Origin of the sequence: Actinomyces ruminis, from assembly GCF_002154335.2 — a bacterium.
GTDB classification, from domain to species: domain Bacteria; phylum Actinomycetota; class Actinomycetes; order Actinomycetales; family Actinomycetaceae; genus Actinomyces; species Actinomyces ruminis.
In genome coordinates this window covers 1-12,479 of record NZ_MTPX02000085.1, presented here as the reverse complement: position 1 = coordinate 12,479, position 12,479 = coordinate 1, and the positions used below count along the sequence as shown (strand labels likewise).

The window sequence follows — 12,479 nt, the reverse complement described above, 5'->3', positions numbered from 1 at the left end:
AAACCACCCGCTAAACAGCCGACACCTACGAAATAAACTAACGCATCATAATGAACTCAAGAGTAAACAGTAGATCTACCTTGCCGGAACAAGAACAATGAATGCACTCCGTAAAAACAGCCCAGAGAACACCCTGAACGTCGCCAGTGCGCAGCTGTCGACGTCGACGAAACTGGTCTATGGGCTTGGAGACCTGGCCTGCCAACTGATGTGGTCGCTATCATCTAGCTACCTGGTGCTGTTTTATACTGACAATGTTGGCCTCGCCGCAGCCGCCGTGGGTGGCTCATGCTATTTGCCCGCGTTACCGACGCGCTGTTCGACCCCATATTGGGCGCCTACATCGAGCGGCACCCTACTAGATGGGGGAGGTTTCGCCCGTGGCTGTTATTCGCCTCTCCGGCCATGGGAGCAATGACCGTCCTCACCTTCATGACCGTCCCCGGCGGACAACACTTCAAGCTGATATGGGCTGCACTAACCTACCTCTTCCAAGGCTTGTTATACTCCGCGGTCAATCTTCCTTATGGTGCGCTCGGCGCGGTCATGTCCCGAGATTCGCGCGAACGCGTCGATCTCGGCTCTGCGCGAACCGTCGGCATGAACGTAGGGGTAGTTCTGATCAACGCTATAACAATGCCGCTTGCAATTGCGTTCAGCGGCGAGGGGGATTCAACAAACATTCGAGGATACACGCTCACCGCATTGACGATGGTTCTGATTGCCGTTCCCATGCTTTGGCTGGTCTTTGCGCGGTGCCACGAAGCGATCGTACCCGATACGGCTAGAACCCGCGTTCCCCTTACAACCACTTTTCGCGTGGTCGTCACCAATGGCCCGCTCATGCTGGTGGCATCCACAATGCTGCTCATGCTGACCGGGATATTCGGCCGCCTTGCGGTCGCCCTGTATTACTACATATATCTCATGAATAGACAGGACTTGGTGGCACTACTCATGTCGCTACCTTCTATCGCGACCGTAGTCGGCATCGCCCTATTTACGAGACTGTCAAGCAAACTCGGCAAGCGCAGACTTCTTATTGTGTCACTGATAATGACGGCACTTCCGCTTTTATGTCTATTCTTCGTTGAACCATCCAATACGCCCGCCGTCATTGTACTGAACGGTCTATACGGCCTGTTCTTCGTCGCAACACCTCTGGCCCTGTCGATGATTCCGGACGCAATCGATTACCAGGAGGATCGCACCGGTATACGCAGCGACGGCTCGGGGTTCGCGCTTTCGAGCGTTTCAATCAAGCTGGGCTCAGCAGTTGGCGGAGCTATCGGCACGTGGATACTAGCGGGGTTCGGCTACGTGGCGAATAGCGTCCAGACAGAACATGCGACATTGGGGATCAATGTCGCGGTAAATCTCGTACCCGCAGCGTTCCTCATTCTGGCAGCGATCCCGATGTTCTTTTATCCCGTGACTGAAGACCTCTATGAAGAGGTCCGGTCCAGGCTGGAGACGGGCAAGAGCAGTCAAGTTCCCGCTTCCTAATACCGACCTCACACCTGGCTCGTCTCATTTTTGGTGAGTCTGCGTCATGATCAGGGTTTTTCGCTGGTGCGGTGCGGTTGGGTTAGTGGTTGTGGGGTACTAATCCGGTGGCCGGTAGAGTGATGGCGTGTGAGCCGTCCATTTGTAATGGTACGTACCGCGTCGGGGGCTATGGCGGTGCAGATCGTCACCAAGGAGCACGGGGGCGCCGGATTGTGGAGCACCTGGGCTCAGCCCACGGGTGAGGCGGAGTTGGCAGCCCTGACTCAGGCCGGCAGGGAGAAGATCCGGGGCGGCCAGGGGTGCTGGACCTGGCCGGCCTGGCCCCCTCAGGCCGCCGGCTTGTCCCGCGTCACCGCCGGAGGGGACCTCAGTCTGTGCCTGCAAGTGTGACGACCCTGTACTTCGAGGCGGAGAAGGAGGACGACCTACGGTGGGTGGGCTATTCCAAGTAGAGGCGGGCGGGGCCCGCAGGTCATTGTGGGGCTGCTGGTGGATAGGGTCGACTTCCCGCTACGTGTCGGCTGCTGGGAGGGCAACAAGGCCGACACCGGCATGCTCTCAACCAGCAGCCTCGAAGCACTCGACCAGGCCGGCCTGGGGTTCATCGCCGGCTCACGGGCGACCAAGGCACCGGCGGACCTGGACGCCCACTTCGCCTGGCACGGGGATGCCCTGGCTGATGGGCAGGTGATCGACACCATCACCCCCACGCCGAGGCTCCACCAGCCGGGAACGCGACCGGAACGTCCGTGATGAGCCGTCTGGAGTGCTCAGGCTTATCCGGGCTCGTGGCGCGCGATCCGGGCCTACAGCGCGCGCCGGTTCGCCCGCCACCAGCAAGACCCCCACCGCGCAGGCCAACCGGGCCAGGGCGGTGGTCGCCGGGGATCGGCGTCCCAAGGCCACCCGGTTCGTCACCGTACACAAAGGCGACCAGGTGCTCGACGAGAAGGCTCTGGCCTGCACCAGGAGGCTGGCTGGACTGAAAGGCTACGTGACCAACATCCCCGCCACTAGGATGCCCGCCGGTGAGGTGATTGCCTCCTACCAGGATGTGGCACGCGGAGCAGTCCCTTGCGCACGAGCACCCGCGACCTGCGCGCCCGGCCCGTCTTCCACCACACCCACGACGCCATCCAGGCCCACCTCACCGTGGTGACGGCATCCCTCGCGGCCGCCCGCCACCTACAAGCCGCCACCGTCACGAGCACATCGAAGAACGTACACTGCCGGGACAACGCACATCCCATAGTGCCGGCCACTGCGGTCGCATACGTGGCGTGACTGGCACATGAAGCCAGGAACATGCAGCGTCTGGACATCCGTGGGCTGGGATCCGCGATCGGCCAGCGCTCAATGTACGGGCGTGACCGGCCGTCACGGCCGCTGCGAGAATCGGCACACCGCACCAAGCGTCTTAACGCCTCTCCACCGGCTTGCCGAGCCGTTATTCATCGTCAGCCGATTTCCCGGTCGGAGACATCTTGGCCTCCAGACGTGCACGGATGGCCTGGTACTTCGCCTCCGTTATCGGATAGGCCGCGAGCGGAATGAGTCCGAGCAATAGAATCGCCGCGGGCATCAAGTTGACAGCAACATTGATGCCGGTCAACGTCCTTTCGCTCAGCGCCGCATCTGCCGAATAGCCGAATGCCGCCAAGCACCACGCTCCAATCGCCCCGCCAAGCGCGGATGCTACCTTGATCGCTAGGCTAGTCATCGCGTATGACGTGCCATCACTGCGGACTCCCGTCCGGTCCTCCTGGTAGTCAATCGCGTCCGGCACCATTGCAAGCACAATCGGTGTTGCGAACAGACCAAGCCCGTACAACATAGACAGCAGGATGACGACCACGAGGTTCGACGGTCCTGCGAAGAAGAGCAACAGCAGCGATCCCGAGGAACTGAGTATCGAGATCATCACCATCTTCTTCTTTCCGAGCCGCTTCGCGAATCGTGTGAAGGCCGCGATTCCGATGATCGTAAAAAGGGGTGGGATCGGCATAATCCATCCCGCCAGATCGACCCGGCCAAGAGAATAGATTATGTAGTACATTGCGACGCCGAGCCGCCCGAACTGACTGGTCATGGTGCAGATCAGCATCGCTGTGATGAGCATGAGCGGCTTGTTTCCGAGTACCGTTTTAAAAGTGCTCAGCAACGATACACGAGTCTCTTCCGGTACCGGTTGGACGACCTCCTTGCTGGTAAAGAACACCAGCGCAAAGAGCGGCAGCGAGGCAATTGAGAACAACGCCGCGGTTGCGGTGAATCCGCCGGTAGTGGCGACATCGCCCCCACCGCTGAGCATCAGCACGATCGGCATCGTGATGGCGCCGAGTATGATACTTCCGAAGTTCGTTCCGACCATCCGGTACGAGCTCAGCGCCACTCGATCTCCCGAATCACGGGTCATCACCGTAGCCAGAGCCCCGTACGGCAGGTTGACTACCGAGTACAGAAGTCCTTGGATCATGTACGTAACGATGGCCCACGCCAGCTTGACGCCTTCCGTGCCGGGGATCGTGCTGAAGGTCAGTACGGTGAAGATCGCGAGGGGCGGACCTCCCCAGATCATCCAGGGACGGAAGCGGCCGTATTTCGTATGTCGCCGCTCGGTGAATGCCCCCCAGATCGGGTCGAAGACGGCGTCTGTGATTCTGGCTACGAACATCAGAGTCCCCACGGCGGCGGCCGCAAGACCGACGCTGTCGGTGTAGAACAGAACCAGATAGCTGGACGACAGGTTCCACACCATCTGGCCGCCGACGTCTCCGAGGCCATACGAGATCTTTGTAACCAGGGATAGCTTCTCCGAAGACTGGGACGGATTGACGGACTCGGCAGAGTTTGCTTTCATGATCATTTTCTCCACATCATTGTGGCCGTTCAATCAACTAGTGTGTGAGTGATACTTCGCCAATATCTCAGCGTAGCGCCAGCCCCAAGCCGCATGCTTGGCGCTACTGCTGACGGATATGAATAGCCGAACGAGGGGCGAGCCAACAGCGTCTACGCCGCCAACCCGCCCCTCGTCAGCACGACGGTGCGTCAGCGCGTCGCAAATGCCGCATCGAATGAGGCGCCGGGCGCGTCCCACATCGCACGGCGGACGAATTCGAGAGCTTCAGGAGCTCCCCTCATCCGGTCCATTCCGGCGTCCTCCCACTCCACCGACACGGGCCCGGCATATCCGATACGGTTGAGCGCGCGGAAGCAGTCCTCCCACGGAACGTCACCGTGTCCGACCGACACGAATGTCCAGCCCCGACGTCCGTCGTCCCATGGGAGGTGCGAACTGAGCCTTCCGGAGCGTCCAGTCAGGCGTTTCTTGGAGTCCTTCGCGTGCACGTGATAGATCTTGTCCGCGAAGTCGTCAAGGAACCCTACGGGATCGATGTCCTGCCAGTTCATGTGGCTGGGATCCCAGTTGATGCCGAGCTCGGGGCGATCGATCACCTCCAGCATCTTCTTGGCCGTCCAGTAGTCATATGCCAACTCGCTGGGGTGAACCTCGGCGGCGAAGCGGACACCGCATTCGGCGAACACGTCGAGAATTGGATTCCAGCGACGCGAGAAGTCCTCCCATCCGGCCTCGATGAGGTCGTCATCGACCGGTGGGAACATCGCCAGGTACTTCCAGATCGACGATCCGGTGAAGCCGACCACGGTCTTGACTCCAAGTCGCTGGGCGGTGCGCGCCGTGTTCATGACCTCCTCGGCAGCGCGTTTGCGCACGCCCTCCGGATCGCCGTCGCCCCACACGACATCCGGCAACATTCGGTGATGCCTCTCGTCGATCGGGTCGTCGCACACCGCCTGGCTCTTCAGATGGTTCGCGAGCGCCACGATTTTGAGGTTGTAGCGCGCGCAGATGTCCAGCTTCTCCTGGATGTATGCGTCATCGGTCGCACCCCTCCATACATCCATATGATCTCCGGCACAACCAATTTCGAGGCCATCGAAGCCCCATTCGGACGCGAGTCGCGCCACCTCCTCGAACGGAAGGTCGGCCCATTGCAGGGTAAGTAGTGATACGTCACGGGTCATGATGCGCTGTCTCCTTTCTTGTTTCCCGTGCTGAGCTCATACGTCCGTCCAGGACGCGCGAGATGCGGCCGAGCGCTCCACCGCCGCAAGAACGCGTTGCACGCTGAGCCCCTCTGCGAATGTCGGCCGCGGACTCTCCCCGCTAGCGATCGCATTCACCAGATCGACTACCTGGTGGGTGAATCCGTGCTCCCAACCGATCACGTGGCCCGTCGGCCACCATGCGTGGTAGTAGGGAGTATCGGGTTCCGTGGCGAGAATTCGCCGGAACCCGGACTCGACGGCGGGCTCGGATCCGTCGTAGTACTCAAGCACGTTGTAGTCCTCCAGGTTCCAGCGCAACGCTCCGGCGGAACCGGATACCTCGATGGTCAATTCGTTCTTACGGCCCGTCGCGAACCGAGTCGCCTCGAATGAGGCGACGGTGCCCTGAGACATGCGTCCGAGGAACCATGCGGCATCGTCAACGGTGACGTCGCCGTATCCCTCGGCTGCCTGTCTGCCGCCCAGTCCGCTGCCGGGAGCGGCCAGAGGACGACGCTTGACGAAAGTCTCCAACGTTCCCGACACTTCGGTGATCGTGTCATCGGCGAGGTACTGACACAGATCGATCAGGTGGGCGCCGATGTCGCCGAGAGCGCCAGATCCGGCCTTGTCCTTCTCCAGCCTCCAGCTGAGCGGCTCATTCGGATCGACGATGAAGTCCTGTCGGTAGCCGGCACGAATCTGCTGGATTCTGCCGATCTTTCCCTCCACCACCATGCGCCGCGCCAACGCGATCGCCGGGGCCCTGCGGTAGGAGAACCCCACCATCGACTGAACGCCACGAGCTGCAGCGCGCTGTGCCGCTTCTGCCATGGCCTCCGCCTGTTCGACGGTGTTGGCCAACGGCTTCTCACACAGCACATGCTTGCCAGCATTGAGAGCTGCGACTGCGATATCAGCGTGCAGGGCCCCAGGAACGCAGATGTCGATCAGGTCCACGTCATCGCGGGTGAGCAGATTCCGCCAGTCGCTCTCGCTCGACTCCCATCCAAGCAGTTCCGCAGCCTCCTGTGCGCGCGCGGAGTCGGCGCGACACAGGACGGCCATCGACACGTCGAGAGGCAGATCAAAGAACTTAGGCGCCTGACGCCACGCATTAGAGTGCGCCCTGCCCATGAATCCGGCACCAACGATGGCCACGTTCAAGCGCCCGCGCGCCGATGAGTCTTTGCTGTTCATGTTCCAGTCATCTCCAGTTCTATCCTCATAGCTGTTATTGGTCCGACCTGGAATCTCACGCCTTGGACGGAGACTTTCGGGGTTGCTCAACGGCAGCGAGTTCCGTGGGTCGGGTTAGACCACCCGAGGCATGCTGCTCAGCAATGAACTTGCAAGCCCTGGATGTCAGCGCCATGATCGTCAGAGTCGGACCCACAGTCCCATTGGTGACGAAGGAGGAGGCGTCCGTGACGAACAGGTTTGGGATGTCCCAAGTCTGATTGACGTTGTTGACGACGGACTTCTTCGGATCCGATCCCATACGAGCCCCACCACATTCATGGATCGCGGCGCCGAGGGACTGCGACATGCGAATACCGACCTTGAAGATCTGCCGCTGCAGCGGGTTGAAGTCGGGCCACACCTTGGAGGAGTCAAGTCCCACCGTGGAGCCGATGAAATTGATCCTGTAGCCCGCGTATTCCACCATCTCGCGGATGGCCTTCATCATGTCTTCGGTCATCATCCGCTCATTGGCGCTCAATGTGCAGTCGATCCGTGGTGCAGGAATACCCCACTTGTCCTTCACACGACGGCTCACACCGACGTAATTATCATAGCGGGGGAGCATCTCGCCCATGGCGTCACCGCCGAATACCGCCGGCACGTCCGGCGGCACCGGACTTCTGCCGCCGATACCTTGATAGTCGAATCCACGCAGGTACCGCTCCGTGCGACGACCGTCCAGATTCTGGAAACGAGGAATGAGGATGCCGCCGGCACGCCCGTGGAACGAGTCCGCGGGCTGCGCCGTGTCTTCATCCCAGCTGCCGGGGCGGTCCGGAACGTCCGCGAAGCAGAGTGCCGTCGTCTGGTCCATGAAGTAGTGCCCGAGCAGTCCCGAGGAGTTCGCCAGGCCATCCGGGAAAGCGGTGGTTCCCGAGTTCAGTAGGAGCCGGATCGACTCAATAGTCGAGGCGGCCAGCACGACGACGTCGCCGAACACACGGTGACGCCGCTTCGTCACACGATCGACGAACTCCGCTCCAGACGCCAGGCCGCTGCGAGGGTTCACCGTGATCCGGCTGACTACGGCATTAGTTCGGGTAACCAGTCTGCCGGTCCTGCGAGCGGCCGCGATGCCCGGCGGAATGCGGTCCTCGAACGGCGCCTGCACCCGCCACGAAATGACCTTGCGTTCGGGCCACCGTGTCTCGACCTTGGCCTTGAACTCCTTCTCGATCGTGCTGAGGAAACCCGGCCCGATGTACTTGCCGTCGGCGGGCTGGTCCAGCCCGTCCTTGTCTCCGTACACACCGACGAGCTCCTCGACCCGATCGTAGTACGGCTCGAGATCGGCGTACTCAATCGGCCAGTCCTCCCCGTATCCATCGAGGCTCGCCGCCTTGAAATCGAGGTTCCCCATGCGTTGCAGCACGCGGCCGTAGGTCTGCATCCGCCCGCCGAGCATCTTGGACCTGATCCATAGGTACGACTGCCCCAGGGGTGTCGTATACGGGTCCTCGAGGTCGTTCACCATGAAGGGGCTGACCCCGCCGTCGAAGAAGGCGCGACACGCCTGGCGCACCTGGCCCCGGATCAGCATGTCTTTCGCCCGGGGGATGATGTCCATTCCGAGGGCCCCCGGCTCTTCCTCAGGTCGTACGAACTCTGCCTCGCTCCGTTCCGGACCCGCCTCGAGCAGAAGCACGTCCATTCCGGCTTCGGTCAGCTCTCGGACTGCGGTGCTCCCGCCCGGCCCGGAACCAACGACGATTGCATAGAAATGGCGCTCAATGTCTTGTTCCTTCATCTTTCCTTCCTATCTGTTATCCGTTGAGTCAACGGCGCTGCGCCGAGCCGCCTCGTCGGAGGAAATAGACGTCGCAGGCCTCGGCATGGACGATGAGTAGTCGCTCGAATCTGTTATCGGTTTCAGAACGTGCTGCACCTCCCATCCGTTCAGCATCGTGCTGCTTGCGGGATGCGGGCTCATATCGCTTTCGACCACGATCCATCCCGCGTAGCCGTGGGCCGCCAAGGCCTTCGTCACCGCCGCCGCGTCGACCAGGAGCGGTTCTTCCGCCAGTTCGGTGAACCACCTGGCCACGTCCCGTCTCCCACCGGCACGGAGGACCGAGTATTCCGCGCCGGCGTTCAGGTATTCCTCATCGTTATCAACATCCGCAGCGTTCTTGAGGTGAACGTGAATGATCCTGTCGGCATGGTGCTCGATGAAGTCAAGTGGGTCTCGACCTGCCACCACGAACTCGGCGGTATCGAGAGCGAGCCCCACAACCTCTGGGTCGGTGAGCCTGAGGAGACCTTCCAGAGCATCCGCCGCGCGCAGCGAGGACAGGAAGTCGAAATGCAGGCCGAGCCGAACGCCCAACGGAGCTATTGCGGCGCCCACCGCGTTCCATGAATCGGCCAGCACATGAAGCGCGGAATCATCAAGTGGGCCGGAGTGACCGGCGTATGGCGCCGGACGAACGACCAGGACACTTCCGCCCAGTTCGGCCAGCGCCTCCGCCAGCCATGTGCTGTGCGCGATCAGCCCGCCGCGCGAGCCGGGATCCAAAGGGTTCTCGCCGTGGGTGAGATCCTCCTGGAATCCGATTGCCGGATCCCAGAACCAACTGCTGACGCCCTCCAAGCCCGCGTCTTGGACGAAGCGTCGGAATCCCGCGACAGAGCCGAAGTTTGCAGCCAACTGTGCGGGGTTGCCGAGCGGCTCCCATCTTCCGGTACCCGCATTCAGTTCAACTCCCGTGAATCCTGAGATGGACACAACGCGCAGCGCCCGCTCGTGCTGGCGGCGACGGACGAAGTGGTCGAACTGCGGTTTGAACTGATTGAGGCATATGACCAACGAATCATGATTCCCGCTCCTCACTCACAATGCGCTCCAGAACGTTCTTGGCGTACCAACGTGAAATTGCGGTCGATTCCGCGTAGTCCCCTCCGAGCTTGTCGGCCTTGTCATGCTCCACGCCGATATAGCCCTCGTATCCGTGCCTGACGATCGCCCGCATCAGCGACTCGAAATCGACGAGGCCACCCTCGTCGCCCATTTCATAGAACCACCGCTCGGTCGTGTCCGCCATGACTTCGGCATCGGGCCTCCTTCGATAGTCTCCAACCAGGTCCTGATTCCGTGTGTCCTTGAAGTGGAATCCGCTCACACGATCGGCGTACGCCTCATACAGCTCAACCGGATCGACCCCGGAGATACAGTGCTGCGCGGTGTCGATGAACAGGTGGACCAGCGCCGGGTCGGTGTTGGCGTAGAACGTTTCCAGTTCCGAACGCGAGCGGATCCCGCAGAAGAACTCGTGATGGCATGCCAGCTTCACTCCCGCATCGGCTGTTAATGCGCCAACCCGGTTCCACAGTTCGGCGGCCACCTTGATCTTGTCCTCCGTCACAGGTTCCATGTCGTAATACAAGGTGGCCGGCATCACCACGACGTTGTCCAGCTCTATCTCCGCCCAGCGGTCAATGGTAGCCTTGAAGTCCTCCAGTATGTTCTTATGGGTTTCCCGAATGTGGGGTGCGTACGTGCGTGGATCGTAGTCCGCGGCGTGGAATATGTTGACGATCCGCTCAAGACCGCGCTGCTGCACGAACTCCTGGTAGTTGCGTACAGATCCATAGTCGCCGACGATCTGGTACCAGCGGAAATCGAATACATCGATCGCGCTGAACCCGACAGCCGCCACTTGCTTGAGGAAGCGGTCCATAGTCCGCCGCGATTCCCATTGATCTATTTGGCCATGAGGAGACTCGGATCGCCAATGGTCCATGTATGTCCATTTGTTCATTTCGGCACGTCCAGTTTGTTTTGTATGTACCAGCTGTTCAGGAGTGTGGTTTCGGCGGGCTCGGGTGTCTGGTCGCTTTCGACCACCGTCCATCCGTTATACGAGTGGTCTCGTAGGGCGGTGACGAGGGCCGGGATGTCGACCAGCCCGTTCGGGGTGCCGAGTTCGTAGAACCAGCGTTGGATGTGGTTGCCGCTGTCTCCTTGGAGCATGGCGGTCTCTGCGTTGGGTTGGAGGTATTGGTTGTCGGTGTCTTGGTGGGGTGTGTCTTTGAGATGGATGTGTGTGACGCGGTCGGCATGGGCTTGGTAGAAGGTGAGTGGGTCGATGCCGGCTATGGTCATTTCGGCGGTGTCCAGCGCGAGGCCGACCAGTTCGGGGTCGGTTGCCTGCAGCAGGTTGAGAGTTGATCGGCGTCGTGAATGGACGACAAGCAGTCGTAGTGCAGCGCCAGGTGCAGGCCTGCTTGGCGGGCCAGGTCTCCAATGGTGTTCCACAGGGTGGCGGTGGTGTTGATCGCGTCGTCGGGCAGCTTCCCGGTGACCCATGCCGACGGGGCGGGTCGGGCTACCAGTGTCGAGGCGCCGACGGCGGCGAGAAAGTCGATGAATACTTGTGAGGTCCGGGTGATGGCGTCGTGCTGGCCCGGATCGGCGGGATTATGGGGCATTCCGTCGTCCTCCTCGGCCGGGGCGGTGGGGTCCCAGAACATGGAGCAGACGCCTTTCAGTGAGCCCTGGTGGAGGAAGTCGAGGAAGCCCTCGGCCGAGCCGTGGTTGGCCAGTATCACCTCCGGGCGGGCGAGGTTTTCCCAGCGGCCGCTTCCCGAGGCCAGCTCTACGTAGTCGAAGCCAGCCGCCGATGTCACCTTGAATGCGCGCAACTGGTCCTCGTGGCGGGTGAAGGCATCCATACGGGGCTTCCACTGGTTGAGCGCGTAGGCCCACTTGAGCGTGTCTTTCATTTCGTTGCCTCCCTGGCGGCGCGCTCGGCTTGGGCGAGCACGTTGTCGATGTACCACTTGGCTACGGCCGTGGCCTGCGCATAGCTGGATCCGTAGTCGTTCATGTCGGCCTCGTCGTGTTCTACGGTCAGCAGTCCGTCCCACCCGGTATCGACGATCGCCCGCATTAGCCCGGGGAAATCGACCAGGCCGCCCCCAGCGCCCATTTCATGGAACCACCGGCGCACGCCCGGCGACTGCCGCTCCGGATCAGGCGGGGTCCGATACAGATCGTCCCGGTCGACCTGATGGGCGTCCTTGAAGTGAAAGCCCGAGCAGCGCGCGGAGTACTTCCGAAACAGCTCCACCGGGTCGACCCCGGCGATGGCGTGCTGCGCGGTATCGCAGAAGAAGTTCACATACCGCGGGTCGGAGTAGCCGAAGAAGGTGTCGATCTGCTCCGGAGTACGGATCGCCCCCCAGAACTCCAGGTGGCACGTCAGCCTCATACCGTGCTGTTCGGCGATCTCACCTACCCGGCTCCACAGCTCGGCCATCGTCTTGATCTTGTCATCGGTGACCGGCTCAACCTGGTAATAGGTGGACGATGGCATGACAATGAAGTTCTCCACTCCCGTCAGCCCCTCCAGCTGTCCCATGGTCTGACGGCAGTCCTCAATGATCCGCTCATGGGTCTGTCTGACGTGCGGCGCCGCATAGCGAGTCGCCTGCGCCCACGCCCTGAATACCCCGGTCACCTTCTCCAGACCCAGATCCTGAATTCGATGCTCGAACGCCTTCATCGACCCGTACAGCCCGGCATACTGATAAACGCTGTAGAACATCGTGTCAAGACCACTGAATCCCAGCGCCGCGAGCTGCTTGATGTAGTTGTCCACATACTCCCTGTTGAACTGCGGAGGTTGCAGTCCCTGCGGCGTTCGTGTCAA

9 protein-coding genes and 2 pseudogenes are annotated in these 12,479 nt (G+C 61.1%); 2 read left to right on the top strand and 9 right to left on the bottom strand.

The features are described 5' to 3' along the window. The first annotated feature begins 97 nt into the window (after positions 1–97). Together BW737_RS15225 and BW737_RS20170 are read left to right on the top strand one after the other, a co-directional pair. A pseudogene (locus BW737_RS15225) lies at positions 98–1,506 on the top strand (MFS transporter). Positions 1,507–1,653: 147 nt separating this feature from the next. After that, a pseudogene (locus BW737_RS20170) lies at positions 1,654–2,727 on the top strand (IS1634 family transposase); the annotation flags it as partial. Positions 2,728–2,956: 229 nt separating this feature from the next. On the opposite strand, the gene BW737_RS15210 reads toward BW737_RS20170, so the two are convergent. From BW737_RS15210 to BW737_RS15175, 9 genes are all read right to left on the bottom strand, one after another. Continuing rightward, positions 2,957–4,402 carry an MFS transporter gene (locus BW737_RS15210; protein WP_143233414.1) on the bottom strand — a complete coding sequence of 482 codons (1,446 nt, stop codon included), beginning with the start codon at positions 4,400–4,402 and terminating at the stop codon, positions 2,957–2,959. Between the two features lie 158 nt (positions 4,403–4,560). Further along, positions 4,561–5,559, bottom strand: a complete 999-nt coding sequence (locus BW737_RS15205) for a sugar phosphate isomerase/epimerase family protein (protein ID WP_086615972.1) — start codon at positions 5,557–5,559, stop codon at positions 4,561–4,563. A gap of 36 nt (positions 5,560–5,595) precedes the next feature. Beyond that, a complete protein-coding gene (locus BW737_RS15200) occupies positions 5,596–6,783 on the bottom strand; it encodes a Gfo/Idh/MocA family protein (RefSeq protein WP_086615971.1) in 1,188 nt (395 codons plus the stop codon). Positions 6,784–6,838: 55 nt separating this feature from the next. Further along, positions 6,839–8,575 carry a GMC oxidoreductase gene (locus BW737_RS15195; protein WP_218961950.1) on the bottom strand — a complete coding sequence of 579 codons (1,737 nt, stop codon included), beginning with the start codon at positions 8,573–8,575 and terminating at the stop codon, positions 6,839–6,841. A gap of 9 nt (positions 8,576–8,584) precedes the next feature. Next, the gene (locus BW737_RS15190; RefSeq protein WP_086615970.1) at positions 8,585–9,634 is read right to left on the bottom strand and encodes a sugar phosphate isomerase/epimerase family protein; all 1,050 of its coding nucleotides are present in this window, start codon (positions 9,632–9,634) and stop codon (positions 8,585–8,587) included. Positions 9,635–9,638: 4 nt separating this feature from the next. Then, positions 9,639–10,505 (bottom strand): sugar phosphate isomerase/epimerase family protein, encoded by an 867-nt coding sequence (locus BW737_RS15185; RefSeq protein ID WP_218961949.1) that lies wholly within the window; start codon positions 10,503–10,505, stop codon positions 9,639–9,641. Between the two features lie 77 nt (positions 10,506–10,582). Then, on the bottom strand, positions 10,583–10,945 hold the full coding sequence (locus BW737_RS15180; protein ID WP_257210926.1) for a sugar phosphate isomerase/epimerase family protein: 363 nt from the start codon (positions 10,943–10,945) through the stop codon (positions 10,583–10,585). Then, entirely contained in the window at positions 10,927–11,550 is a 624-nt protein-coding gene (locus BW737_RS19085) for a hypothetical protein (protein WP_257210925.1), read from the bottom strand. The genes BW737_RS15180 and BW737_RS19085 overlap by 19 nt, the downstream gene beginning before the upstream one ends. Beyond that, positions 11,547–12,479 (bottom strand): sugar phosphate isomerase/epimerase family protein (locus tag BW737_RS15175; RefSeq protein WP_218961948.1); only part of this gene is annotated, 933 nt, incomplete at its 5' end. The genes BW737_RS15175 and BW737_RS19085, both read right to left, overlap by 4 nt.